We start from the raw sequence: 24,613 nt of genomic DNA, 5'->3' as shown, positions 1-24,613 counted from the left end.
GCCAGCGGCCGGCACTACCGCGGGTGCCGGGTGCAACCCGGCCGACGCCCCCAACCCGTACAATATCCGGATGCCTCTGATTACTCTGCAGAACGTCGACTTCAGCGTCGGCGGCCCGTTGTTGCTGGAAAAGGCCGAACTGTCGATCGAGCCGGGCGAACGCATCGCCTTGATCGGCCGCAACGGCGCCGGCAAATCCACCCTGCTCAAGCTGCTGTCCGGCGATCACAAGCCCGATGACGGGGAAGTCCGCGTGCAGCAGGGCGTGCGCGTCACCCGCCTGGAGCAGGAAGTGCCACATGGCGCCGCCGGCTCGGTGTTCGACGTCGTCGCCGATGGCCTCGGTGAACTGGGCCAGTGGCTGGCCGAATTCCATCACCTGAGCCACGCCGAAGTATTTGATGGCGAAGCACTGGGCAACGTGCAGGCCAAGATCGACGCCGCCAACGGCTGGGGCCTGGATCAGCGCGTCAGCGAAACCCTGACCAAGCTCGACCTGGACGGCGAAGCCGAGTTCGGCCGCCTGTCCGGCGGCATGAAGCGCCGCGTGCTGCTCGCCCGTGCGCTGGTGTCCAGCCCCGACGTGCTGCTGCTGGACGAACCGACCAACCACCTCGATATCGAAGCCATCGACTGGCTCGAAGCGTTCCTGAAGGGTTGGAGCGGCAGCGTGGTGTTCGTTACCCATGACCGCCGCTTCCTGCGTGCACTGGCCACCCGCATCGTCGAGATCGACCGTGGCCAGGTCACCAGCTGGCCGGGCGACTGGGCCAACTACGAGCGTCGCCGAGAGGAACGCCTCAACGCGCAGGCGCAGGAAAACGCGCGCTTCGACAAGCTGCTGGCGCAGGAAGAAGTCTGGATCCGCCAAGGCATCAAGGCGCGCCGCACCCGCGATGAGGGCCGCGTGCGCCGCCTGAAGGCGATGCGCGTGGAGCGTTCGCAGCGCCGTGATCTCAGCGGCAACGTCAAGATGGAAGCCGCACAGGGCATCAGCTCTGGCAAGAAGGTCATCGACGTCAAGGATATTTCGTTCGCCTTCGGTGAGCGCACCATGGTCCGCGACTTCACCACCACCATCATGCGCGGCGACCGCATCGGCCTGATCGGCCCCAACGGCAGCGGCAAGACGACGCTGCTGAAGCTGCTGCTGGGCGAGCTGCAGCCGGCCAAGGGCGAAGTCAACGCCGGCACCAACCTGCAGATCGCCTATTTCGACCAGTACCGCGCGGTGCTGCGCGAAGACTGGAGCGCGATCGAGAACGTGGCCGAAGGCCGCGATTTCCTCGAGTTCAACGGCAAGCGCAAGCACGTGCATGCCTACCTGCAGGACTTCATGTTCACCCCGGAACGCGCGCGTGCGCCGATTACCCGCCTGTCCGGTGGCGAGCGCAACCGCCTGCTGCTGGCCAAGCTGTTCGCGCAGCCGTCCAACCTGCTGGTGATGGACGAACCGACCAACGACCTGGACGTGGAAACCCTGGAGCTGCTGGAAGAGCTGTTGGGCGAATACACCGGCACTCTGCTGCTGGTCAGCCATGACCGTGACTTCATCGACAACGTGGTGACCTCCACGCTGGTGATGGAAGGCGACGGCGTGATCGGCGAGTACGTCGGTGGCTACAGCGACTGGCAGCGTTATGCGGCCGGCATCGCGGCGCCTGCCTCGGTCCCCGCAGCCAAGCCGCCGGCCGCCGCCCCGGCCGCTGCCCCCCCGGCTGCCCCCAAGCGCAAGCTGGCCTACAAGGAAGCACGCGAGCTGGAGCAGCTGCCGAAGACCATCGAGAAGCTGGAAGGCGACGTCGAAGGGTTGACCTCGGCGATGAACGACCCGGCGTTCTATACCCGCAGCAGTGCGGAAGTGACCGCGCACACCCAGCAGCTGGCCAAGGTGCAGGCCGAGCTGGATGCCGCGTACGCGCGCTGGGAAGAGCTGGAAGGCTGAGTATCGGTCGGCGCCAGCAGTGCGCCGATTGATCGGATGAAGAATCAGTAGATCCACGCCATGCGTGGATATGCGGATCTGTGCGGACCAACGGTCCGCACCCACCAATCAACGGTCCGTGCGGACCAGGGGCCGCACCCACCGGGGGCCGGCCGTCATTTGACCCCGTGCAGATCCCGCAGCTGGCTCGGCCGGCTGCCGAAATACGCCGCCAGATCGGCGATGTCCTGATCACTCAGGTCCTTCGCCTGCGGCGTCATCAGCGCATGCTGGCGGTCGCCGGCGCGGTAGGCCTGCAGCGCGTGCGCCAGGTAGTCACCGTACTGGCCACCCAGTTTCGGATAGGTCGGATCGATCGGCGCATTGCCGTCGGCCCCATGGCAGTCGATGCAGCTCTGGTTGGTGGCCTTGCCCTTCACCTTGGCGCGGGCCTCACCGGCGGCCTCGCGGCCTGCCGGCAGGCCGGCGGAGGACGAAGAACCGTGTTCGCCGCTGGCATGGCCCGGGTCGGCAGCGGATTTCTCGCTGTTCTCCACCTGCGACTGCGAACAGGCGGCCAGCAGCAGGGCAACGGACAGGGCGATGGCGTGACGCATCGGATGCGCGGCTTTCGACATGGGCGGGCCTTACTTGACGGTGGACAGGTAAACAGAGAGATCGGCGATCTCCTGTTCGCTGAAACTCATCGACTGCGCCTGCATCGTCGGATGCCGGCGCTTGCCCTGGCGGTACTCGGTCAGGGCCTGGGCCAGGTACTGCTGGGTCTGGCCGCCGATCTTCGGCACCCGGTAGCTGGGGTAGGCGTTCTTGTAGCCGGTGATGCCGTGGCACCCCTGGCAGGTGTAGGCCAGGACACGGCCATTGTCGAAGTTGCCGGTGGGCGTGGCAGGCGCCGGCGCGGCGGCAGGCGCCGGGGTGGGTGTGGCAGGAGCGGGAGCGGGCTGTGCGGCGGCCCCAAGGGGCAGGAGGACGGCCAGAGCGAGACAAGCGGCGAGCGGCTGCGGGCGCATGGTGTCGTTTCCGGGGATTCGGGTCTGGTCGTTCCGGCGTGGGGTACGGAACGACCCGAGTATAGCCCCAGGTTTCATCTAGCTGAAATGGGGCGCGGGCCGACCAGTGGCACGAAGGCACCATGACCTTTGGGATATGGTGTTGCCGTGAAGTGGTGCATTACTTTGCTACCACACCTGTCCACGCATCCTCCAGGGACCTGACGATGTCGCACCCAACCTTCCTGTCCGGCCGTCGCAGCGGAATCTGCGCTGCCGCACTGCTGATCTCCACCTCCCTGCTGCTGGGCGGTTGCGCCGCAGGGCCCAATTCCGAAGCCAAGGCTGCCGAGACCAAGGAGGAGAAGAAGGTCGACGCAGTCCCGGTCGAAGTGGCGGTGGCCAGCCATCGTGCGGTCGCAGCCAGCTACACCGGCACCGCGGCGCTGGAGCCACGTGCAGAGTCGCAGGTGGTCGCCAAAACCTCCGGCGTGGCCTTGGCGGTGCTGGTCGAGGAAGGGCAGCGGGTCACCGCCGGCCAGCCGCTGGTGCGGCTGGACCCGGACCGCGCGCGCCTGGCCGTGGCGCAGAGCGAAGCGCAGATGCGAAAGCTGGAAAACAACTACCAGCGCGCACAGAAGCTGGTCGGCCAGCAGATGGTCAGCGCTGCCGATGTCGACCAGCTGCGCTACGACCTGGAGAACGTCCGTGCGCAGTACCGCCTGGCTACGCTGGAGCTGTCCTACACCACGGTCGTGGCACCGATCTCGGGTGTGATCGCCTCACGCTCGATCAAGACCGGCAACTTCGTGCAGATCAATACACCGATCTTCCGCATCGTCGACAACTCGCGGCTGGAGGCCACGCTCAACGTACCCGAACGTGAGCTGGCCACCCTGCGTGCCGGCCAGCCGGTGACGCTGGCGGCCGACGCACTGCCGGGCCAGAGCTTCACCGGCACCGTTGACCGCATCGCGCCGGTGGTGGACTCGGGCAGCGGCACGTTTCGCGTGGTCAGTGCCTTCGATGGTGCCGCGCACGCGCTGCAGCCCGGCATGTTCGGGCGCATCCGCATCGATTACGACCAGCGTGCCGATGCGCTGGTGGTACCGCGCCTGGCGTTGCTCGACGACGGTGAGCCGGCGGTGTTCCGCGTGCGCGAAGGCAAGGTCGCACGCGTTCCGGTCAAGCTGGGTTACGCCGAGGGCCCGTGGGTGGAGATCCGTGATGGCCTGGCGGCCGGTGATCAGGTGGTCACCGCCGGCAAGGTCGCCCTGCGCGACGGCACCACGGTGCAGGTGATCGCCGATCCGAAGGCGAAGGCGGTCGCGGCGGCCGCCAAGCCCGCAGACAAGGCCGGGAGCAAGCAATGACTGCCCCGGGCCACGACCACGGTGCCTCGCCGGCGAGCGACGGCGCCGCCGCCGGCATGCGCGGCGGCCTGGTGGAATTCGCCACGCGTCGCCGTGTGACCATCGCCATGTGCACGGTCACGCTGCTGCTGTTCGGCCTGATCGCGCTCGGCAACCTCAAGGTCAACCTGCTGCCCGACCTGAGCTACCCGACGCTGACCGTGCGCACCGAATACACCGGTGCGGCGCCGACCGAAATCGAAACCCTGATCACCCAGCCGGTTGAAGAAGCGGTGGGCGTGGTCAAGAACCTGCGCAAGCTGAAGTCGGTCTCGCGCACCGGCCAGAGCGATGTGGTGCTGGAGTTCGCCTGGGGCACCAACATGGACCAGGCCAGCCTGGAGGTGCGTGACAAGATGGAAGCGCTGAACCTGCCGCTGGAGGCCAAGGCTCCGGTGCTGCTGCGCTTCAATCCGTCCACCGAGCCGATCATGCGCCTGGTGCTGTCGAACAAGACGGCGCCGACCAGCGATGCCGATGCGGTCCGCGAGCTGACCGGCCTGCGCCGCTATGCCGATGAAGACCTGAAGAAGAAGCTGGAGCCGGTCACCGGCGTGGCAGCAGTGAAGGTGGGCGGTGGCCTGGAAGACGAGATCCAGGTCGACATCGACCAGCAGAAGCTGGCGCAGCTGAACCTGCCGATCGACACCGTCATCAAGCGCCTCAAGGACGAGAACATCAACATCTCCGGCGGCCGCCTGGAGGAGGGCTCCCAGCGCTTCCTGGTGCGTACCGTCAACCAGTTCGCCGACCTCGAGGAAATCCGCAACCTGCTGGTGACCACCCAGGCCGCCAATGGCAGCGCAGCCGACTCGGCGTTGCAGCAGATGTTCAACATCGCCGCGTCGACCGGTTCGGCTGCAGCCATCGCCGCCGCGTCGGCGGCACAGAGCGCATCGTCCGGTGGTGGCTCCAGCGTGGTCGCCAATGGCGTGCCGGTACGCCTGAAGGACGTGGCCACGGTGCGGCAGGGCTACAAGGAGCGTGAAGCGATCATCCGCCTGGGCGGCAAGGAATCGGTCGAGCTGGCCATCTACAAGGAAGGCGACGCCAACACCGTGTCCACCGCCGAAGCGCTGCGCAAGCGCCTGGAGCAGATCAAGGGCACGTTCCCGTCCGATGTCGAGCTGACCACCATCGAGGACCAGTCGCGCTTCATCGAGCACGCCATCGCCGACGTCAAGAAGGACGCGGTGATCGGTGGCCTGCTGGCAATCCTGATCATCTTCCTGTTCCTGCGCGATGGCTGGAGCACGTTCGTGATCAGCCTGTCGTTGCCTGTATCGATCATCGCCACGTTCTTCTTCATGGGCCAGCTCGGCCTGAGCCTGAACGTGATGTCGCTGGGCGGCCTGGCATTGGCCACTGGCCTGGTGGTGGATGACTCGATCGTGGTGCTGGAGAGCATCGCCAAGGCCCGCGAGCGTGGCCTGGGCATCCTGCAGGCGGCGATTGCCGGCACCCGCGAAGTGAGCATGGCGGTGGTCGCCTCGACCCTGACCACCATCGCCGTGTTCCTGCCGCTGGTGTTCGTCGATGGCATCGCCGGGCAGCTGTTCCGCGACCAGGCGCTGACCGTGGCGATCGCCATCGCGATCTCGCTGCTGGTGTCGATGACCCTGATCCCGATGTTGAGCTCGCTGAAGGGGCGGCCGCCGCTGGCGTTCCCGGAAGAGGCGCCGAACGAAGCATGGCAGCCGCAGAAGCGCTGGCAGAAGCCGGTTGCGCTGGGCCGCCGTGGCGTGGTCGCCAGCGTGCGCTGGAGCTTCTATGCGCTGGCGTGGCTTGTCGTGCGCGTGTGGCGTGGCGTGGTGGCAGTGGTCGGCCCGGTGATGCGCAAGGCCAGCGACCTGGCGATGAAGCCCTATGCAGGCGCCGAGCGAGGCTACCTGCGCCTGCTGCCGAGTGCGCTGGCGCATCCCGGCAAGGTGCTGGGCGTGGCAGCCATCATCTTCGTGGCGACCATGGCGCTGGTACCGATGCTTGGCGCGGACCTGATTCCGCAGCTGGCGCAGGACCGGTTCGAAATGACGGTGAAGCTGCCGGCCGGCACGCCGCTGAAGCAGACCGATGCGCTGGTGCGCGAGCTGCAGCTGGCGCACGGCAAGGGGGAGGGCGTGGCCTCGCTGTATGGCGTCAGTGGCAGCGGCACCCGGCTGGATGCCAGTCCGACCGAAAGCGGCGAGAACATCGGCAAGCTGACTGTGGTGATGGAAGGCGGTGGCAACGCGCGCACTGAAGCGGCAATCACCGAACGCCTGCGCGGCACCATGAGCCAGCACCCGGGCGCCCAGGTCGACTTCGCGCGGCCGGCGTTGTTCAGCTTCTCCACGCCGTTGGAAATCGAACTGCGCGGGCAGGACATGGCGACCCTGGAAGTGGCCGGCCAGCGCTTGGCGGCGATGCTGCGCGGCAATGCGCACTACGCCGACGTGAAGTCGACGGTGGAAGAGGGCTTCCCGGAAATCCAGATCCGCTTCGACCAGGAGCGCGCGGGTGCGCTGGGCCTGACCACCCGCCAGATCGCCGACGTGGTGGTGAAGAAGGTGCGCGGCGACGTCGCCACCCGCTACAGCTTCCGTGATCGCAAGATCGACGTGCTGGTGCGTGCCCAGGAAGGTGACCGCGCCAGCGTCGAGAGCATCCGCCGGCTGATCGTCAATCCGGGCAGCACCCGCCCGGTCACCCTTGACGCGGTGGCCGACGTGGTCGCCACCACCGGCCCCAGCGAGATCCATCGTGCCGACCAGACCCGGGTGGCGGTGGTATCGGCCAACCTGCGCGACATCGACCTCGGCGCAGCCATGCGCGAAGTGCAGCAGATGGTGGCCGAGCAGCCGCTGGGTGCGGGCGTTGGCCTGCACATCGGTGGCCAGGGCGAGGAGCTGGCGCAGGCGGCGAAGTCGCTGATCTTCGCCTTTGGACTGGCGATCTTCCTGGTCTACCTGGTGATGGCCTCGCAGTTCGAGTCGCTGCTGCACCCGTTCGTGATCCTGTTCACCATCCCGCTGGCGCTGGTCGGCGCGATCCTGGCGCTGATGCTGACCGGCAAGCCCATCTCGGTGGTGGTGTTCATCGGCCTGATCCTGCTGGTCGGCCTGGTCACCAAGAACGCGATCATCCTGATCGACAAGGTCAACCAGCTGCGCGAAGCCGGCGTGGCCAAGCATGAGGCGCTGGTGGAAGGTGCGCGCTCGCGCCTGCGCCCGATCATCATGACCACGCTGTGCACGCTGTTCGGCTTCCTGCCGCTGGCGGTGGCCATGGGCGAGGGCGCCGAAGTGCGTGCACCGATGGCGATCACCGTGATCGGTGGCCTGCTGGTGTCGACGCTGCTGACGCTGCTGGTGATCCCGGTGGTGTACGACCTGATGGATCGTCGCGGCGACGCCTATTACCGTGAGCGCGGCCGCAAGCATGCCGGTGAAGGCCTGCATGGCGACGAGGGCGGCACGGCAGGTGTGGAGGAGCCGGCATGAGCGTTGCCGAGTTCTCCATCCGCCGCCCGGTCACCACCATCATGTGCTTCGTGTCGCTGGTAGTGATCGGCCTGATCGCTTCGTTCCGGCTGCCGTTGGAGGCGCTGCCGGACATCTCCGCGCCGTTCCTGTTCGTGCAGATCCCATACACCGGTTCGACGCCCGAGGAAGTGGAGCGGACCATCATCCGCCCGGTCGAGGAGTCGCTGGCGACGATGACCGGCATCAAGCGCATGCGCTCATCGGCCACCTCCGAGGCGGCGCTGATCTATATCGAGTTCAGCGACTGGGACCGCGACATCGCCATTGCCGCGTCCGACGCGCGCGAGCGTATCGATGCGATCCGCAGCGACCTGCCCGACGACCTGCAGCGCTACAACGTGTTCAAGTGGTCCAGCAGTGACCAGCCGGTACTGAAGGTACGCCTGGCCAGTACCTCCGACCTGACCACTGCCTATGACATGCTCGACCGTGAGTTCAAACGGCGCATCGAGCGTATTCCCGGTGTGGCCCGCGTCGACATCACCGGTGCACCGCCGAACGAGGTGGAGATCGCCATCGATCCGAACCGGCTCAACGCGCATGGGTTGAGCATCAACGAGCTGAGCGAGCGCCTGCGCACGCTGAACTTCTCGATCTCGGCCGGGCAGATCGACGACAACGGCCAGCGCGTGCGCGTGCAGCCGGTGGGCGAGATCACCGACCTTCAGGAGATGCGCGACCTGGTGATCAACGCCAAGGGCCTGCGCCTGGGCGATATCGCCGACGTGCGCCTGAAGCCTGCACGGATGAACTACGGGCGTCGCCTGGACGGCAACCCGGCGGTCGGCCTGGACATCTTCAAGGAGCGCAGCGCCAATCTGGTGGACGTGTCGCGCGCGGCGCTGGCCGAGGTCGAGGCGATCCGTGCGCAGCCGTCGATGCGCGACGTGCAGATAAAGGTGATCGACAACCAGGGCAAGGCGGTGACCTCGTCGCTGCTGGAGCTGGCCGAAGCCGGTGCGGTCGGCCTGATCCTGTCGGTGACGGTGCTGTTCTTCTTCCTGCGCCATTGGCCGTCGACGCTGATGGTGACCCTGGCCATTCCTATCTGCTTCACCATCACCCTGGGCTTCATGTACTTCGTCGGGGTGACGCTGAACATCCTGACCATGATGGGCCTGCTGCTGGCCGTGGGCATGCTGGTCGACAACGCCGTGGTGGTGGTGGAGAGCATCTACCAGGAGCGCGAGCGCATGCCGGGGCAGCCACGGCTGGCCTCGATCATCGGCACCCGCAACGTGGCCATCGCGCTCAGCGCCGGTACGCTGTGCCACTGCATCGTGTTCGTGCCGAACCTGTTCGGCGAGACCAACAACATCAGCATCTTCATGGCGCAGATCGCGATCACCATCTCGGTCTCGCTGCTGGCCTCGTGGCTGGTCGCGGTCAGCCTGATTCCGATGCTGTCCGCACGCATGGCCACACCCAAGCTGGTGCACTCGCAGACCGGCCTGATCGCGCGCCTGCAGCGGCGCTATGCACAGCTGCTGGACTGGTCGCTGCACCACCGCGGCTGGAGCCTGCTCGGCATCCTGCTGGTGGTACTGGTCAGCCTGGTGCCGATGAAGCTGACCAAGGTCGACATGTTCGGGGGCGAGGGCGGCAAGGACATCTTCATCGGCTACATGTGGAAGGGCGCCTACACCTACCGGCAGATGTCCGAGGAAGTGGCGCGCGTGGAGAGCTGGATCGACCAGAACCGCGAGCGCCTGCACGTGAAGCAGGTGTACTCCTGGTACAGCGAGCAGGAAGGCAGCTCCACGGTGGTCACCCTGGACGAGAGGTACGCCAAGGACATCAAGGCGCTGCAGGAAGAGTTGCGCAAGGGCCTGCCGAAGTCCGCCCGCACCGACTATTTCGTCGGCAACCAGGGCGGCGATGGCGGGGGTGGCGGCAACCAGGGCGTGCAGGTGCAGATGGTGGGCGATTCCAGCTCGATGCTGCAGGAGATCGGCCAGGAAGTGGTGCCGTTGCTGGCGCAGCGTGCCGAACTGCGGGACGTGCGCATCGACAACGGCGAGAAGGGCGGCGAGCTGAAGGTACGCGTCGACCGTGAGCGTGCCGCAGCGTTCGGTTTCAACGCCGAACAGGTGGCCAGCTTCGTCGGCCTGGCGCTGCGCGGCGCACCGATGCGCGAGTTCCGTCGCGGTGACAATGAAGTGCCGGTGTGGGTGCGCTTTGCCGGCGCCGAGCAGAGCAGCCCGGAAGACCTGGCCGGTTTCAGCGTGCGTACCGGCGATGGCCGCAGCGTGCCGCTGCTGAGCCTGGTCACCGTGGACGTTGGTTCGTCGGCCACCCAGATCGGCCGTACCAATCGTCAGACGACATTGACCATCAAGGCCAACCTGGCCGGGAAGGTCACCGCACCGGACGGGCGCAAGGCGATAGAGGCTGTGCTCAAGCCGATGAACTTCCCGGCCGGCTACGGCTTCACCTTCGATGGCGGCGACTACGGCAACGATGATGAAGCCATGCAGCAGATGGTGTTCAACCTGCTGATCGCGCTGGTGATGATCTACGTGGTGATGGCGGCGGTCTTCGAGTCGCTGCTGTTCCCGGCGGCGATCATGAGCGGCGTGCTGTTCTCGATCTTCGGCGTGTTCTGGCTTTTCTGGATCACTGGCACCTCGTTCGGGATCATGTCCTTCATTGGCATCCTGGTGCTGATGGGCGTGGTGGTGAACAACGGCATCGTGATGATCGAGCACATCAACAACCTGCGGCGCAGCGGCATGGGCCGTACCCAGGCGCTGGTGGAAGGCTCACGCGAACGCCTGCGCCCGATCATGATGACCATGGGCACGGCGATCCTGGCGATGGTGCCGATCTCGCTGACCGACACGCAGATGTTCGGCAATGGCCCGGAGTACTCGCCGATGGCGCGCGCGATTGCCGGCGGCCTGGCGTTCTCGACCGTGGTCAGCCTGCTGTTCCTGCCGACGATCTACGCGGTGCTCGATGACCTGCGCAATGCCGTGACGCGGCTGATCCGTCGCGCGCGAGGTGTGGAGGTCGTGGCGGGGACCGCGGTGTAGTGGTCGAGCTTGCTCGACCGTAATACGCGCCAACGTGTTGTGGTGTGGGGGAGGCCGGTCGTAGTGGGGCGGCCTCCCCCTTTTTTTTGCTCGCCGCGTCTGCTTGCCTCTGTAGAGCCGAAGGCAGCGGCAGGAGCCGCTGCCAACGTCGCTTGCGACGGCCCGGAGGGTGTCGGCCAGGACGGCCGGCATAGCCATGCTCGGCTGCTGTTCGCCGCGTTGCGGCGTCGCCCGAGCATGGGCTCGGGCGCTACAGATTCTGTGGCCGGTTGAGGCTTACCCCGCCACCTTGCCCCACACCTTGAACGTGGTCAGCCACAGGCCGAGCATGCTGCCGATGTTGGTCAGCATGAAGGTCAGCACCACGCGGGTAACGCGATTGCGGTACCAGCCCTTCAGGCTCTGCGCATCGTCGCGCAGCTTCAGGAAGTCCTCGTAGGCTGGCTTGCGCACACGCGCTTCCACCAGTGCCGAGAAGGCGCCGGTCGGGATGCTCAGGCGGAACGGCTTGAACGGGGCTACCGCGATCGCGGTGAGGATGCTCAGCGGGTGACCACCGGCCAGCAGGCAGCCCAGGCCGGCCAGGCCGCCGGTATACATCGCCCAGGTTGCCAGCAGCTCGGTGCCTACGCCCAGGCCGCCGCGGTAGAAGCCTACGCCGATGCCGGTCGCCACGATCGCCAGGATGCCCAGCGTGAACCACGGGATGTTGCGCTTCTTCGGCACCGCCTCCAGCTCGGCGCGCAGCGGCGCCGGTGCCTCGGTGTCGGTTTCCAGGTGGCGTGCCAGACCCGCCAGGTGGCCGGCTCCGACCACTGCCAGCACTTCGCGCTGGCGCGGGTCGTGTTCTTCGCGCAGGCGGGTGGCCATGTAGCGGTCGCGCTCGCCGATGATGGTTTCGTACAGCGCCGGGCTCTCGCTTGCGAACTCACCGAAGCTCGATTCCAGCATGTCGCCCTGCTTGAGCTTCTCGATCTCGTTCTCGCCCACTTCCTCGGACGAGAACAGGCCGGCGCCGAGGCCGGCAACCAGCTTCAGCTTGCCGAAGAAGCCCAGCCGTTGCGACGCGCGGCGGAAGGTCAGGCCAACCTCGCGGTCGATCAGGTGCACCGGCAGGTTGCGTTCGCGGGCGAGTTCCACCGCACGTTTCAGCTCGGCACCGGGCTCGATGTCGAGTTGCTCGGCCAGGCGACGCTGATAGGCGGACAGAGCCAGGTTGGCGGCGAACAGGGCGACGCGGCCCTTGCGGATCACCTCGACCAGGTCGAGCTTGGCGAGTGTGTCGGGGTCGCTCAGCGCCTGCAGGCGCTGCGGGTCCAGCTCGACGGCAACGGCATCGAAGCGGCCGCTGTCGATGGCTTTTTCAACGGCCTCGACGCTGGCGCGGGAGACGTGGGCGGTGCCCAGCAGGGTGTAGCGCACGCCGTCGCGTTCGACGACGCGCACCGGCTGGCCGGCGAACAGGTCGTCGCCGGTCTCGGGAAGGGTTTCGGTCATGGGTTCATTCATTGGAGGGGGCGGTGTCGGCGCCATCGCCGAGCGCGCGCTGCATCTGTACGGTGTCCAGCCAGCGGCCATGCTTGCGGCCGAGGCCACGGAACACGCCCACCAGCTCGAAGCCGAAGCGTTCGTGCAGCTTGATCGAGGCGGTGTTGGTCGGTTCGCCGATCACCGCCACCATCTGCCGGTAGCCACGTGCCACGCAGGCGTCGATCAAGGCCTGCAGCAGGCCGGTGCCGACACCCTTGCCCTGGAACGCGGCATCGACGTAGACCGAGTTCTCCACGGTCCACTGGTAGGCAATGCGGGTGCGATAGGTGTTGGCATAGGCATAGCCAGCCACCTGGCCGTCGATCTCGGCGACCAGGTAGGGGAAGCCACGATCAATGATGTCGCGCATGCGGCGCAGCATCTCGGTCGCGTCCGGGATGTCGTACTCGTAGGTGTTGACGAAATCGGTCACTTCCACCGCGTAGATGGCGGTGATTGCGTCGATGTCGGCCGGACCGGCATCACGGATGAGGACGGCCATGCGCGGGCTCCGGCTCAGTCGATGTAGCGCTTGAGCAGGTCGCCGTATGCATCGATGCGGCGATCACGCAGGAACGGCCAGATGCGGCGCACATGCTCGCTGCGCTGCAGGTCGACGTCGCACAGCAGCACGGTGGCCTCGGTGCCGGCCTCGGCCAGGAACTCGCCCTGCGGGCCGAGCACGTGGCTGTTGCCCCAGAACTGGATGCCCGACGCGCCCAGCGGCGACGCCTCGTGGCCGACGCGGTTGCAGCTCAGCACCGGCAGGCCGTTGGCCACGGCGTGGCCACGGTGGCTCAGCACCCAGGCGTCGCGCTGGCGGGTCTTCTCGTCCTGCACGTCGTCCGGGTCCCAGCCGATCGCGGTCGGGTACAGCAGCAGCTCGGCGCCGGCCAGCGCCATCAGGCGTGCCGCTTCCGGGTACCACTGGTCCCAGCACACCAGCACGCCCAGGCGGCCCACCGACGTATCGATCGGCTTGAAGCCGATGTCGCCCGGGGTGAAGTAGAACTTCTCGTAGAAGCCCGGATCATCCGGGATGTGCATCTTGCGGTACTTGCCGAGCAGCGTACCGTCCTTCTCGAACACCACGGCGGTGTTGTGGTACAGGCCGGCAGCGCGGCGCTCGAACAGCGAGCCGACCAGCACCACGCCATGCTTCTTCGCCAGTGCGCCCAGGCGCTCGGTGCTCGGGCCCGGAATGGATTCGGCCAGGTCGAATTCGTCCACCGATTCGTGCTGGCAGAAATACGGGCCGTTGTGCAGTTCCTGCAGCAGCACCAGCTTGGCACCCTGCGCAGCCGCCTCGGCCACGCGTGCTTCGATCACCGCCAGGTTGGCGGCGGCATCACCGTGGTTGCGCTCCTGGATCAGGGCGACGGTAAGGGGGCTGCGCGAGTTCATGCGGGGCGTTCCTGCGGGGGAAAACCTGCATGTTAGCGCGGATGGGCGGCGACGGCGTGTCGCGCGCTGAATGGCCGGTGTTGTAGAGCCGAGCCCATGCTCGGCTGCGCTCTGCTTCGATCGCGCGAGCGGCCAGCCGAGCGTGGGCTCGGCTCTACATGAAGCCAGTCGAGCATGGCTCGACTCTATAAAAGCAGTGCCGGGCGGGGCCCGGCGTCATCCGTCAGGCCTTCAACAGCCCTTCCGGCAGCTGCATGGTGATGCAGTGCAGGCTGCCGTTCTGCCAGATCAGCGAGCGGCAAGGCACCTGCACGATCTCGCGACCCGGATGCGCCTGGGCCAGCACATCACGGGCCAGGTCGTCGGCCGGGTCGCCATAGGCCGGCATCAGCACCGCGCCGTTGACGATCAGGTAGTTGGCGTACGACGCAGCAAGACGGCGGCCTTCGTCGATCACCGGCCGCGCCCACGGCAGCGGGAACAGGCGATACGGCTGGCCGTCCTTGGTGCGCAGCGCGGCCAGCTCGTTGCCCATCGCCTGCAGCTCGGCGTAGTGCGAATCGCTCTCGTCGTCGCAGGCCTGATAGACGATGCTGTCAGCGGAGGCGAAGCGGGCGAGGGTATCGATGTGGGCGTCGGTGTCGTCGCCTTCCAGGTAGCCGTGGTCCAGCCACAGCACGCGGTCCTGCTGCAGCCAGTCGGCCAGGTCGGCGCTCAGGCTGGCGCGGTCGCGGTCCGGGTGGCGTTCGTGCAGGCACTTCCAGGTGGTCAGCAGGGTGCCTTCGCCGTCGGTCTCGATGCCACCGCCTTCCAACGCGAACGGAATGCTGCGTACCGGGGCGTCGTTGAACACGCCAGCCTGGTCGAGCACGCCCACCAGCTGGTCATCCAGGGTGGCGTCGAACTTGCCGCCCCAGCCAGTGAAGCGGAAGTCCAGCAGCTGGAAACCGCCGTCGGCGCGGCGCAGGGTGATCGGGCCGGAGTCGCGCAGCCAGGTATCGTCGTAGGCGGCCGTGGTGAAGTGCACCTTGTCCATGTCGATGCGGTTGGAGCGCAGCCGCATTTCGGCATAGGTCTCCACATCGTCGTCGGCCACGCAGATCAGCACCGGCTGGAAGCGGGTGATGGCCGCGACCAGGGCGATGTAGGTCTCTTCCACCTGGCCCAGGCGGTCGGCCCAGTCGGTGTCGGCGGTAGGCCAGGCAATCAGGACGCCGCTCTGGGCTTCCCACTCGGCAGGAAAACGAAGGGTCTGGTTCATGGTCTCGCTACACAGGCCCGCCCAGGGCGGGAAAAGGGATCAACGGATCGGTGGTTTCGGGCCGATTTCGTTCGGGTCCGCCTGGTTGGCCACCACGTCGATCACCTTCTGCTTCTCGAAGTAGACGGTGAACTGCGGGTACACCCAGCGGTTGATGGTCGGCCATTGCCGCTTCTGCCCGCCACGCGGCTGCAGTTGTTCGCTGGGCGCGCCGAACTGCGCCTGCACCTGCTGCATGCTCTGGCCGCGCACGGGCAGGGCACCGGCCGGCTTCTCGCGGGCACGGTCGACAAGCAGGGTATCGGCCAGTGCCGGTGTGGCGGCGGCCAGGGTGGCCATCACGGCCAGGGCGGACAGGTAACGCTTCATCTCGATCTACTCCCCAGTGGTCAAGAAAGGCGATTACAGCAAAAACGGCAGGAAAAAGCCGCATAAACAAAAAACCGCCCGAAGGCGGTTTCTTGCATCGGGTCGGCCCCGCGTAGGGCCAGCCGCAGCCGGAAGGCTGTGAGGCTTAGCGCTGACGCGCCTTGAAACGCGGGTTCGACTTGCAGATGACGAAGATCTTGCCACGACGACGCACGACCTTGCAGTCACGGTGACGGGCCTTCGCCGACTTCAGGGAGGACAGGACTTTCATGGCATACCTCGGCGTAAACAGTAGTTGTTCGGGTGGAGCGTGGCCGCGATATGCGAAAGACAATCGGCAGTTGACGCTCGTTCAAGCCCGCCATTCTACCGGGCTTTTCCTCATGGTTTCAAGTGGTTGCACAAAAGATCCCGCTGGGGGCGTCTGGCAGGGGCTAGAATGGCCTCTTCACACGCTCTGGGACCCCCATGAATCCACTCGCTCCCGTCCTGACCATCGACGGCCCATCCGGGGCCGGCAAGGGTACCATCAGCCGCATCATCGCGCGCAGGATGGGCTGGCATTACCTGGATTCGGGCGCGCTGTACCGGGCGGTGGGCGTGGCCGCAAGCTGGGCCGACATCGACACCTCCGACGCCTCCGCGCTGGTCCGCTGCACCTTTGATACCCACGTTCAGTTTGTCGAGCAGGGCGATGCCATGCGGGTCATGGTCAACGGCACCGATGCCACCGACGAGCTGCGCCTGGAGACCACCGGGGCGCTGGCCTCGGCCATTGCTGCCATCCCGGAGGTCCGGGCCGCCCTGAAGGAGCGCCAGCGCGCATTCAGGGAGCTGCCGGGCCTGGTCGCCGACGGCCGCGACATGGGCACGGTGATCTTTCCGGACGCCCCCTACAAGGTCTTCCTGACCGCCAGTGCCGAGGAGCGCGCAGAGCGCCGGCATAAGCAGTTGAAAGACAAGGGGGTTTCTGTTAACTTTGATGACCTCCTGCGCGAGATCATGGCCCGCGACGCCCGTGATGCTCAGCGTACCGTGGCGCCCCTGAAGCCGGCAGACGATGCTGTCCTCATCGACACCACAGGCATCGGCATCGATGATGTCGTTGCCCGAGTGATGGATCTGCTTCCGGTTCCGGCTGCCTGATCCGTTCGCGCGGGAGCACTGCCAGTCGCATCGGCAGTGGTCGCGCAAAGCAGTGCTGTACCCGCTCCGTCGCGCAATGATGCGTGGCGGTTTTCCTACTACACACGACCTGCGTTTCCGGGGTCGACCAACAGGCGGGCGGTCGCCATTCCCCTGAAGGGGACGCCACCGACCCATGTGTCCAACAGAGTAAATCTAATGACCGAATCATTTGCCGAACTGTTTGAAGCCAGCCAGGCCAACCTGGCCAAGCTGAAGCCGGGCGCCATCGTCAGCGGTACCGTTGTTGAAGTCCGCGGCGACGTCGTGGTGATCAACGCTGGCCTGAAGTCCGAAGGCATCGTGCCGATCGAACAGTTCCGTAACGACGCTGGCGAAATCGACGTCGCCGAAGGCGACATCGTCAAGGTCGCCCTCGACTCGATCGAGAACGGCTTCGGCGAAACCGTCCTGTCGCGCGAGAAGGCCAAGCGCGCGATGGTGTGGGACGAGCTGGAAGAAGCGTTGGAAAAGAACGAAACCATCACCGGCCGCATCAGCGGCAAGGTCAAGGGTGGTTTCACCGTGGACATCAAGGATGTCCGCGCCTTCCTGCCGGGTTCCCTGGTCGATGTGCGCCCGGTGCGCGATCCGGCCTACCTGGAAGGCAAGGAACTCGAGTTCAAGCTCATCAAGCTGGACCGCAAGCGTAACAACGTCGTGGTCTCGCGCCGCGCTGTCGTCGAAAGCGAGCACTCGGAAGAGCGCGAGCAGCTGATGGACAAGCTGCAGGAAGGCGCGATCCTGAAGGGTGTCGTCAAGAACCTGACCGATTACGGCGCGTTCGTGGACCTGGGCGGTATCGACGGCCTGCTGCACATCACCGACATGGCGTGGAAGCGCGTGCGTCACCCGTCGGAAGTCGTGAACGTCGGCGACGAGCTGGACGTCCGCGTGCTGAAGTTCGACCGCGAGCGCAACCGCGTTTCGCTGGGCCTGAAGCAGCTGGGCGAGGATCCGTGGGACAACATCGGCCGTCGTTACCCGGCCAACAGCCGCGTCTTCGGCAAGGTCTCCAACGTCACCGATTACGGTGCGTTCGTTGAGATCGAGCCGGGCGTCGAAGGCCTGGTGCACGTCTCCGAGATGGATTGGACCAACAAGAACGTCAACCCGTCCAAGGTTGTCCAGGTGGGTGATGAAGTCGAAGTGATGGTGCTGGACGTCGATGAAGAGCGTCGCCGCATCTCGCTGGGCATGAAGCAGGTTGCCGCCAATCCGTGGGAAACCTTCGCTGCCACCCACAAGAAGGGTGACAAGGTGTCGGGCCAGATCAAGTCGATCACCGACTTCGGCATCTTCATCGGCCTGGACGGCGGCATCGACGGCCTGGTCCACCTGTCCGACATCAGCTGGAACACCACCGGCGAAGACGTCGTTCGCAACTTCAAGAAGGGCGATACCCTGGACGCCGTCGTCCTGGCCGTCGATCCGGAGCGCGAGCGCATCTCCCTGGGCGTGAAGCAGCTGGAGCAGGATCCGTTCGGCCAGTACATGGCTGCCAATCCGAAGGGTTCCAAGGTCGAAGGCGTGGTGAAGGAAGTCGACGCCAAGGGCGCGATCATCGAGCTGGCTGACGGCATCGAAGGTTACGTCTCGGCCCGCGACATCGCCAACGAGCGCGTTGACGACGCCACCCAGCACCTGAAGGTCGGCGACAAGGTCGAAGCCAAGTTCGTGGGCATGGACCGCAAGGGCCGTACCCTGCAGCTGTCGATCAAGGCCAAGGACGACGCTGAAATGCGCGAAGTGCTGGAGGAATACCAGTCCTCTTCGGCTTCCAGCGGCACCACCCAGCTGGGCGCGCTGCTGCGTGCACAGCTGAACGGCAACAAGTCCGAGTAATCGGCCTTAGGCTGTTCGTTGTTTCCTGGACGGCCCGGGCATTGCCCGGGCCGTTTCAGGCTGAGATGCCCCTGATGTGAGCCGGTAATGACCAAATCCGAACTGATCGAAATCCTTGCGCGCCGCCAGGCGCACCTGAAGGCCGATGATGTCGATCTGGCGGTGAAGTCGTTGCTGGAAATGATGGGCGGATCGCTGTCCGCCGGGGATCGCATCGAAATCCGTGGATTTGGCAGCTTCTCGCTGCACTATCGTCCGCCGCGCCTGGGTCGCAACCCGAAGACCGGCGAATCGGTTGCCCTGCCGGGCAAGCATGTTCCCCATTTCAAGCCGGGCAAGGAACTGCGCGAGCGGGTCAGCAGTGTGCTGCCGCTGGACGCCGATCCGGCCTGAGCCTGCCGTCGCGCCACCGCGTGCGAATCCAGCCGCGAGTCGGATAAGCTACGGACTCCTGCCACTGGAGCTGTCGCATGAAGGTTTTTCGTCTGCTGGTCCTGCTGGCGGTGCTGATCCTTGGATTGATCATCGGTGCGGTCAACATGACCGCAATGTCGATCAACCTGCTGTTTACCCAACTGCACACTTCGGTGGGCGTGGCCCTGATTGCCGCGCTGCTGGTCGGTGTCGTGGTCGGTGCCGGGCTGGTGCTGGTGAGCGTGGTCATTCCGCTCTACGGCCAGCTGCGTCGCGCCAACAAGTCCGCTGCCGCTTCGCCGGCACCGGTTGCTTCCCCCCAATCTTTTGATGGACGTTGATCGAAGATGGATTTCGTCACCGAGTGGTTCTGGTTCTTCCTGTTCGTACCGCTGGCCGCACTGGCCGGGTGGGTGATCGGGCGGCGTGGTGGCCAACGCCACGGTGACAGCCAGGTCAGCCGCCTGTCGAGCACCTATTTCCGTGGCCTGAACTACCTGCTCAACGAGCAGCCGGACAAGGCCATCGAGCTGTTCCTGCACATCGCCGAGCTGGACAAGGAAACCTTCGAGACCCAGGTCGCGCTGGGCCATCTGTTCCGCCGTCGTGGCGAAGTCGACCGCGCCATCCGCCTGCACCAGGGCCTGGTCAATCGCCATGACCTGAGTGACGCACAGCGCGTGCAGGCCCTGCTGGCCCTGGGCGAGGACTACATGAAGTCCGGCCTGCTGGATCGTGCCGAGACCGTGTTCACCGAGCTGGCCCAGCTGGATCAGCGCGCACCGCAGGCGCTCAAGCACCTGATCGGCATCTACCAGGCCGAGCGCGATTGGGAAAAGGCCATCGACAACGCCACCCGGTTCGAGGATGTCACCGGCGAGCCGATGGGCAAGCTGATCGGGCAGTTCGAGTGCGAACTGGCCGAGCGATTCCGTGGCGCCGGCAAGCTGGAAGAGGCGAGGGCAGCGATCGCCCGCGCCTACCAGGCCGATGCGATGTCGGTGCGCGCCGGCATCATCGAGGGCCGGTTGGAAACCGACGCGGGCAATCCTGAGGCCGCCGTGCGCGCCTTCGAGCGCGCCGCGCGCAACGACCCCGAATACCTGCCGGAACTGCTGCCGGCGTTGATGCAGAACTATCGCAAGGTGGGCGATCTGGCAGGTGCGCGCGCGTTCCTGTCGGAGATGACAGAGCATTACCGTGGCATTGCCCCGGTGCTGGCGCTGACCCGGTTGATGGAAGAGCAGGAAGGCGTGGCCCCGGCGCGTGCCTACCTGGGCCGCCAGCTGAAGGATCGCCCGTCGGTGCGTGGCGAGTCCGCGCTGATCGACCTCACCCTGGCCGAGGGCGCCGATTCCACAGCCACCCTGCATGACCTCAAGCACATCACTGACCAGTTGCTGGTGCGCAACCCGGCCTATCGCTGCACCCGCTGCGGCTTCGGGGCGCGTACCCACCACTGGCAGTGTCCGAGCTGCAAGGAGTGGGGGACGGTCAAGCCGCTGCTGAACTACGCGGTGCTCTGATCCATGCCCTGGCTTGTGATGGGCGCGCTGCTGGCGCTCGCCCTGCTGAGTGCGGTGCTGACCTGGGCGGCACGCGGCTATGCGCTGCGCCAGCAGTTGATGGATCAGCCCGGCGAACGCCGCAGCCATAGCGTCGCTACGCCGCGCGGTGGCGGCATCGCCATCGTCATCAGCCTGCTGGTGACTGCAGCCGTGGCCATCTGGGCCTGGCCCGAGAGCACGCCGACAGTACTGGTGGCCAGCCTTGGGCTGGTGCTGGTGGCCGGTATCGGCTGGTGGGACGACCACAAGCCCCTGCCAGCGATGCGTCGCCTGCTGGTCCATTTCATCGCCGCGACGCTGCTGGCCGGCCTGGTGAAGGTGAATGGCGGCAGCTGGCTGTTGGCGGCGCTGGTGCTGCTGTTCACCGCCTCACTGATCAACATCTGGAATTTCATGGACGGCATCAACGGCATTGCCGCCAGCCAGGCCGTCGTGGCAATGCTGGGGCTGGCGCCGGTGCTGCCGTGGCCGTACTCGCTGGCTGCCGTGGCCCTGGGCCTGGCCTGCCTTGGATTCCTGCCGTTCAACTTCCCTCGGGCCCGGATCTTCATGGGCGATGTCGGAAGTGGAGCGCTGGGGTATGCGGTCGCAGCGGTGCTGGCACTCGCCAGCGTGCGTACCGATATCAACTGGATCCTGCTGCTGGTCCCGGTTTCGCCGTTCCTCGTGGACGCGGGCTTCACACTGCTGGCGCGCATCATTTCAGGACAACGCTGGATGGAACCCCACACCCAGCACGTCTACCAGCGCGCGGTGCAGGCAGGAGCCAGTCACCCCCAGGTGACAGGGATGTACTTTGCTTTGGGCCTGTTCAGTATTACAGTGTTCAATGTCTGCTCCAATTTGCAGCCGAGGTGGGAGGCTGCCGTGGCGATCGCGTGGTTCACCGCGCTGAGCGTCCTCTGGCTCCTCCTGCGCAATGGAATGCGCTACCGACAAGGAAATACCTGACTTATGGCTTCACCCTGGCGGGACAGAATCCTCGGCCTGATGCCGCGTTCGGCCATCGTCTGCCACGACCTTTTCATGGTCTGGGCATGCTGGCAGTTGCTCCATGCAGGGCGTTACTCGATCCTGCCCAACGCTCCGGCGCTGCCCCTGTGGAACGTCGATACCACCCTGGTCCTGCTGTTGCAGGGCCTGGTGTTCTGGCGCGTGGGCCTGTATCGCGGGCTGTGGCGGTTCGCCAGCGTCAGCGACCTGCTGAACATCTTCAAGGCCAGCTTCATCGGCATGGTCGCCATCGTCCTGGTGCTGATGTGGAAGCGCTTCGACGGCGTGCCGATGTCGGTGCTGGTGATCTACCCGTTCGCGCTGTCGGCCCTGCTGGGCGCACCGCGCCTGCTGTACCGGGCCTGGAAGGACTATCAGGCCCTGCAGTCCGATTCCAGCGCCCGCCGCGTGCTGATCCTCGGCGCCGGCCAGGCGGCGGAAACACTGGTGCGCGACCTGCGTCGTTCCGGCAACTTCGAGCCGGTCGGCCTGCTCGACGATGCACCGCACCTGCGGGGTGCCAAGCTGCAGGGCCTGCCGATCCTCGGCACCCTGGATGACGCCCCGACAGTGGTCCGCGAGACCGCTGCCAAGCTGCTGGTCATTGCCATGCCGTCATTGGACGCCGCAGGCATGCAGCGCGTTGTCGCGATCTGCGAAAGCACCGGCGTTCCGTTCCGTACCGTGCCCAAGCTCAGCGACATCCTGCAGGGCCAGTCGCTGCCGGGCCAGCTGAAGGAAGTGGCGATCGAGGATCTGCTGGGCCGCAAGCCGATCATGCCGGACTGGAACCTGATCCGCGGCTGGTTGGGTGGGCGCACTGTGATGGTCACCGGCGCCGGTGGTTCGATCGGCTCGGAGCTTTGTCGCCAGTGCGCGCGGCACGGGGCAGGTCGCATCATCCTGCTGGAGATCAGCGAGCTGCTGCTGCTGACCATCGAGGGCGAGCTGCGGCGCAGCTTCCCCGATGTCGAGATCGAGGCGGTGCTGGGCGACTGCGGTGACCCGGCGGTGATTCGCCATGCATTGTCGCTGCACCCGGTCGATACCGCTTTCCATGCGGCCGCCTACAAGCACGTGCCGGTGCTGGAGCGCCAGCTGCGCGAAGCGGTGCGCAACAACATCCTGGCGACCGAGAACGTCGCCCGCGCGTGCCTGGAAGCCCGCGTGGAGCATTTCGTGTTCATTTCCACGGACAAGGCGGTCGACCCGGTCAATGCGCTGGGTGCGAGCAAGCGCTACGCCGAGATGATCTGCCAGAGCCTGGACCAGAAGTCCACGCACACCCGTTTCGTCACGGTGCGTTTCGGCAACGTGCTGGCGTCGGCCGGCAGCGTGGTGCCGCTGTTCCGCGAGCAGATCCTGCGCGGTGGTCCGGTCACGGTCACGGACCCGGAAGTCAGCCGTTACTTCATGACCATCCCCGAGGCCTGCCAGCTGATCCTGCAGGCGGCCGCGTCGGCGTCGCATGGTGCGATCTACACTCTGGACATGGGCGAGCCGGTGCCGATCCGCGTGCTGGCCGAACAGATGATCCGTTTGACCGGCAAGCAGCCGTACAAGGACATCCAGATCATCTATACCGGCCTGCGCCCGGGCGAGAAGCTGCACGAGACCCTGTTCTATTCGGACGAAGACTACCGTTCGACCGCGCACCCGAAGATTCTCGAGGCCGGCGTGCGTACGTTCTCGCGCGACCTGGTGCTGGGCAACGTTCCGCGCCTGCGTGAGGCGATTGCCAGCTACGACACTGCCAGCATCCAGGAAATCCTGTTTGCGACGATGCCGGAATTCTCGCCAATCGAACAGGATGCTTACATTTCATCCGCTAAAGTCGTGCCCTTTCCGGCACGTGAGGCGAACAGGCACCAATGAGCAAGCGAATTCGCAAGGCAGTTTTCCCGGTGGCAGGACTGGGAACGCGTTTTTTGCCAGCAACCAAGACTGTGCCGAAGGAGATGCTGCCGATCATTGATCGGCCGCTGATCCAGTACGCCGTTGATGAAGCCATCGAAGCCGGCTGCGACACGCTGGTGTTCATCACCAACCGCTACAAGCACGCGGTTGCCGATTATTTCGACAAAGCCTACGAGCTGGAGCAGAAGCTCGAGCGCGCCGGCAAGCAGGAGCAGCTGGAGCTGATCCGGCATGTGCTGCCCAACGGCGTGCGCGCGATCTTCGTGACCCAGGCCGAGGCGCTGGGCCTGGGGCACGCAGTGCTGTGTGCCAAGGCTGTGATCGGTGACGAGCCGTTCGCGGTGCTGCTGCCCGACGATCTGATCTGGAATCGCGGTGCGGGTGCGCTGAAGCAGATGGCCGACCTCAATGAGGCCAGCGGTGCCAGCGTGATTGCGGTCGAAGACGTGCCGCACGAAAAGACCGCCAGCTACGGCATCGTCGCCACTGAGGCGTTCGATGGCCGCAAGGGCCGCATTTCGCAGATCGTCGAGAAGCCGAAGCCGGAGGACGCGCCGAGTGACCTGGCGGTGGTCGGCCGCTACGTGCTGAGCCCGAAGATCTTCGAACTGCTGGAACAGACCCAGACCGGTGCCGGCGGCGAGATCCAGCTGACCGATGCGATTGCCGAGCTGCTGAAGACCGAAGAAGTCGATGCCTATCGTTTCGAGGGCACCCGCTTCGACTGCGGTACGCACCTGGGTCTGGTGGAGGCGACGATCCGCTTCGCGCTGGACAACCCGAAGCTGGCCGGCCCGGCGCGGGAGAAGCTGGCGGCGATGCTGGCGGAATAAGGGGTTTATCAAGCGCTCCGTCAGCGCTTTGATTGATACGTGGCGGAGGGGGCGGATGGCCCTCTCCAAAACACGCCAAAGCCCTTCCATGGTGCTCGGTGGCGCCATCCATGGCGCCAACGGTTTTGGAGAGGGCCATCCGCCCCCTCTCGACAGTTTCCGTGCGGCGCGGACGGGAAGGGCGGAATCAAAGGCAAGAGCAAAAGCAAAAGCAAAAAGGCAGCCGATGGCTGCCTTTTCTGCTTGTTGGGGTCAGAGCCCTTTGCGCAGCAAAGGGATCTGACCCCTGCCTTTGACCCTGCCTTTGCTCATCCCTCCGCCGCGGGGAGGCTGGAAGGGCCGGGTTGGCAGGGCTGCCCGGGACCGTTGGCGCCATGGATGGCGCCATCGAG

General features: G+C 65.8%; 19 protein-coding genes and 1 pseudogene. 12 read left to right on the top strand and 8 right to left on the bottom strand.

What is annotated here, in order from left to right:
• Window positions 1-70 precede the first annotated feature (70 nt).
• Complete coding sequence (locus HMPREF3114_RS15720; protein ID WP_053499671.1) at window positions 71-1,945, top strand: ATP-binding cassette domain-containing protein; 1,875 nt, start codon at window positions 71-73, stop codon at window positions 1,943-1,945.
• Window positions 1,946-2,100: 155 nt separating this feature from the next.
• Here the strand turns inward: HMPREF3114_RS15720 and HMPREF3114_RS15715 are convergent, their stop codons facing one another.
• Together HMPREF3114_RS15715 and HMPREF3114_RS15710 are read right to left on the bottom strand one after the other, a co-directional pair.
• Complete coding sequence (locus HMPREF3114_RS15715; RefSeq protein ID WP_005416218.1) at window positions 2,101-2,562, bottom strand: c-type cytochrome; 462 nt, start codon at window positions 2,560-2,562, stop codon at window positions 2,101-2,103.
• 9 nt (window positions 2,563-2,571) lie between these two features.
• On the bottom strand, window positions 2,572-2,955 hold the full coding sequence (locus tag HMPREF3114_RS15710) for a c-type cytochrome (RefSeq protein ID WP_005416219.1): 384 nt from the start codon (window positions 2,953-2,955) through the stop codon (window positions 2,572-2,574).
• A 206-nt stretch (window positions 2,956-3,161) separates the two neighbouring features.
• Between HMPREF3114_RS15710 and HMPREF3114_RS15705 the strand changes: the two genes are divergently transcribed.
• The 3 genes and pseudogenes from HMPREF3114_RS15705 to HMPREF3114_RS15695 all read left to right on the top strand — a co-directional run bounded on the left by HMPREF3114_RS15705 (window position 3,162) and on the right by HMPREF3114_RS15695 (window position 10,902).
• Window positions 3,162-4,307 (top strand): efflux RND transporter periplasmic adaptor subunit, encoded by a 1,146-nt coding sequence (locus tag HMPREF3114_RS15705; protein WP_049411461.1) that lies wholly within the window; start codon window positions 3,162-3,164, stop codon window positions 4,305-4,307.
• 62 nt (window positions 4,308-4,369) lie between these two features.
• A pseudogene (locus HMPREF3114_RS15700) lies at window positions 4,370-7,825 on the top strand (efflux RND transporter permease subunit); the annotation flags it as partial.
• A complete protein-coding gene (locus HMPREF3114_RS15695) occupies window positions 7,822-10,902 on the top strand; it encodes an efflux RND transporter permease subunit (RefSeq protein WP_053499675.1) in 3,081 nt (1,026 codons plus the stop codon). The pseudogene HMPREF3114_RS15700 and the gene HMPREF3114_RS15695, both read left to right, overlap by 4 nt.
• 276 nt (window positions 10,903-11,178) lie before the next feature.
• On the opposite strand, the gene HMPREF3114_RS15690 is transcribed toward HMPREF3114_RS15695, so the two are convergent.
• The 6 genes from HMPREF3114_RS15690 to ykgO all read right to left on the bottom strand — a co-directional run bounded on the left by HMPREF3114_RS15690 (window position 11,179) and on the right by ykgO (window position 15,737).
• On the bottom strand, window positions 11,179-12,411 hold the full coding sequence (locus HMPREF3114_RS15690; protein ID WP_005416224.1) for a TraB/GumN family protein: 1,233 nt from the start codon (window positions 12,409-12,411) through the stop codon (window positions 11,179-11,181).
• Window positions 12,404-12,934 carry a GNAT family N-acetyltransferase gene (locus tag HMPREF3114_RS15685; protein WP_005416225.1) on the bottom strand — a complete coding sequence of 177 codons (531 nt, stop codon included), beginning with the start codon at window positions 12,932-12,934 and terminating at the stop codon, window positions 12,404-12,406. Before HMPREF3114_RS15685 ends, HMPREF3114_RS15690 begins: the two co-directional genes overlap by 8 nt.
• Window positions 12,935-12,948: 14 nt before the next feature.
• Window positions 12,949-13,836 carry a carbon-nitrogen hydrolase gene (locus HMPREF3114_RS15680; protein ID WP_053499677.1) on the bottom strand — a complete coding sequence of 296 codons (888 nt, stop codon included), beginning with the start codon at window positions 13,834-13,836 and terminating at the stop codon, window positions 12,949-12,951.
• A gap of 223 nt (window positions 13,837-14,059) precedes the next feature.
• Window positions 14,060-15,097 carry an agmatine deiminase family protein gene (locus HMPREF3114_RS15675; protein WP_053499679.1) on the bottom strand — a complete coding sequence of 346 codons (1,038 nt, stop codon included), beginning with the start codon at window positions 15,095-15,097 and terminating at the stop codon, window positions 14,060-14,062.
• 39 nt (window positions 15,098-15,136) lie between these two features.
• Window positions 15,137-15,466, bottom strand: a complete 330-nt coding sequence (locus tag HMPREF3114_RS15670; RefSeq protein WP_005416228.1) for a hypothetical protein — start codon at window positions 15,464-15,466, stop codon at window positions 15,137-15,139.
• A gap of 145 nt (window positions 15,467-15,611) precedes the next feature.
• Window positions 15,612-15,737: a type B 50S ribosomal protein L36 gene (gene ykgO / locus HMPREF3114_RS15665; protein WP_005409283.1), complete on the bottom strand. Its 126-nt coding sequence runs from the start codon at window positions 15,735-15,737 to the stop codon at window positions 15,612-15,614.
• Window positions 15,738-15,934: 197 nt separating this feature from the next.
• Between ykgO and cmk the strand changes: the two genes are divergently transcribed.
• The 8 genes from cmk (at window position 15,935) to galU (ending at window position 24,221) form a co-directional block, all read left to right on the top strand.
• Window positions 15,935-16,612, top strand: a complete 678-nt coding sequence (cmk, locus tag HMPREF3114_RS15660) for a (d)CMP kinase (RefSeq protein WP_049411481.1) — start codon at window positions 15,935-15,937, stop codon at window positions 16,610-16,612.
• Window positions 16,613-16,810: 198 nt separating this feature from the next.
• The gene (gene rpsA / locus HMPREF3114_RS15655; RefSeq protein WP_005416230.1) at window positions 16,811-18,496 is read left to right on the top strand and encodes a 30S ribosomal protein S1; all 1,686 of its coding nucleotides are present in this window, start codon (window positions 16,811-16,813) and stop codon (window positions 18,494-18,496) included.
• Window positions 18,497-18,583: 87 nt separating this feature from the next.
• Window positions 18,584-18,889 carry an integration host factor subunit beta gene (locus HMPREF3114_RS15650; protein ID WP_005409286.1) on the top strand — a complete coding sequence of 102 codons (306 nt, stop codon included), beginning with the start codon at window positions 18,584-18,586 and terminating at the stop codon, window positions 18,887-18,889.
• A 77-nt stretch (window positions 18,890-18,966) separates the two neighbouring features.
• Window positions 18,967-19,251: a lipopolysaccharide assembly protein LapA domain-containing protein gene (locus HMPREF3114_RS15645; RefSeq protein WP_005416231.1), complete on the top strand. Its 285-nt coding sequence runs from the start codon at window positions 18,967-18,969 to the stop codon at window positions 19,249-19,251.
• Window positions 19,252-19,257: 6 nt separating this feature from the next.
• Entirely contained in the window at window positions 19,258-20,436 is a 1,179-nt protein-coding gene (lapB, locus tag HMPREF3114_RS15640; RefSeq protein WP_005416232.1) for a lipopolysaccharide assembly protein LapB, read from the top strand.
• Between the two features lie 3 nt (window positions 20,437-20,439).
• Window positions 20,440-21,429, top strand: a complete 990-nt coding sequence (locus HMPREF3114_RS15635; protein ID WP_032954119.1) for an MraY family glycosyltransferase — start codon at window positions 20,440-20,442, stop codon at window positions 21,427-21,429.
• Between the two features lie 3 nt (window positions 21,430-21,432).
• Complete coding sequence (locus tag HMPREF3114_RS15630; protein ID WP_032954120.1) at window positions 21,433-23,346, top strand: polysaccharide biosynthesis protein; 1,914 nt, start codon at window positions 21,433-21,435, stop codon at window positions 23,344-23,346.
• Window positions 23,343-24,221 (top strand): UTP--glucose-1-phosphate uridylyltransferase GalU, encoded by an 879-nt coding sequence (gene galU / locus HMPREF3114_RS15625; RefSeq protein ID WP_032954121.1) that lies wholly within the window; start codon window positions 23,343-23,345, stop codon window positions 24,219-24,221. Before HMPREF3114_RS15630 ends, galU begins: the two co-directional genes overlap by 4 nt.
• Window positions 24,222-24,613 lie beyond the last annotated feature (392 nt).

Source organism: Stenotrophomonas sp. HMSC10F07 (assembly GCF_001807895.1).
Lineage (GTDB): Bacteria > Pseudomonadota > Gammaproteobacteria > Xanthomonadales > Xanthomonadaceae > Stenotrophomonas > Stenotrophomonas sepilia.
The sequence above is the reverse complement of the archived record's forward strand: the minus strand, read 5'-3'. Positions and strand labels throughout refer to the sequence as shown.

Bases quoted from the DNA above. Each gene is read 5' to 3' on its own strand.
- HMPREF3114_RS15720 (WP_053499671.1), top strand. From the start codon at position 71: ATGCCTCTGATTACTCTGCAGAACGTCGACTTCAGCGTCGGCGGCCCG.
- HMPREF3114_RS15715 (WP_005416218.1), bottom strand. From the start codon at position 2,562: ATGTCGAAAGCCGCGCATCCGATGCGTCACGCCATCGCCCTGTCCGTT.
- HMPREF3114_RS15710 (WP_005416219.1), bottom strand. From the start codon at position 2,955: ATGCGCCCGCAGCCGCTCGCCGCTTGTCTCGCTCTGGCCGTCCTCCTG.
- HMPREF3114_RS15705 (WP_049411461.1), top strand. From the start codon at position 3,162: ATGTCGCACCCAACCTTCCTGTCCGGCCGTCGCAGCGGAATCTGCGCT.
- HMPREF3114_RS15695 (WP_053499675.1), top strand. From the start codon at position 7,822: ATGAGCGTTGCCGAGTTCTCCATCCGCCGCCCGGTCACCACCATCATG.
- HMPREF3114_RS15690 (WP_005416224.1), bottom strand. From the start codon at position 12,411: ATGAATGAACCCATGACCGAAACCCTTCCCGAGACCGGCGACGACCTG.
- HMPREF3114_RS15685 (WP_005416225.1), bottom strand. From the start codon at position 12,934: ATGGCCGTCCTCATCCGTGATGCCGGTCCGGCCGACATCGACGCAATC.
- HMPREF3114_RS15680 (WP_053499677.1), bottom strand. From the start codon at position 13,836: ATGAACTCGCGCAGCCCCCTTACCGTCGCCCTGATCCAGGAGCGCAAC.
- HMPREF3114_RS15675 (WP_053499679.1), bottom strand. From the start codon at position 15,097: ATGAACCAGACCCTTCGTTTTCCTGCCGAGTGGGAAGCCCAGAGCGGC.
- HMPREF3114_RS15670 (WP_005416228.1), bottom strand. From the start codon at position 15,466: ATGAAGCGTTACCTGTCCGCCCTGGCCGTGATGGCCACCCTGGCCGCC.
- ykgO (WP_005409283.1), bottom strand. From the start codon at position 15,737: ATGAAAGTCCTGTCCTCCCTGAAGTCGGCGAAGGCCCGTCACCGTGAC.
- cmk (WP_049411481.1), top strand. From the start codon at position 15,935: ATGAATCCACTCGCTCCCGTCCTGACCATCGACGGCCCATCCGGGGCC.
- rpsA (WP_005416230.1), top strand. From the start codon at position 16,811: ATGACCGAATCATTTGCCGAACTGTTTGAAGCCAGCCAGGCCAACCTG.
- HMPREF3114_RS15650 (WP_005409286.1), top strand. From the start codon at position 18,584: ATGACCAAATCCGAACTGATCGAAATCCTTGCGCGCCGCCAGGCGCAC.
- HMPREF3114_RS15645 (WP_005416231.1), top strand. From the start codon at position 18,967: ATGAAGGTTTTTCGTCTGCTGGTCCTGCTGGCGGTGCTGATCCTTGGA.
- lapB (WP_005416232.1), top strand. From the start codon at position 19,258: ATGGATTTCGTCACCGAGTGGTTCTGGTTCTTCCTGTTCGTACCGCTG.
- HMPREF3114_RS15635 (WP_032954119.1), top strand. From the start codon at position 20,440: ATGCCCTGGCTTGTGATGGGCGCGCTGCTGGCGCTCGCCCTGCTGAGT.
- HMPREF3114_RS15630 (WP_032954120.1), top strand. From the start codon at position 21,433: ATGGCTTCACCCTGGCGGGACAGAATCCTCGGCCTGATGCCGCGTTCG.
- galU (WP_032954121.1), top strand. From the start codon at position 23,343: ATGAGCAAGCGAATTCGCAAGGCAGTTTTCCCGGTGGCAGGACTGGGA.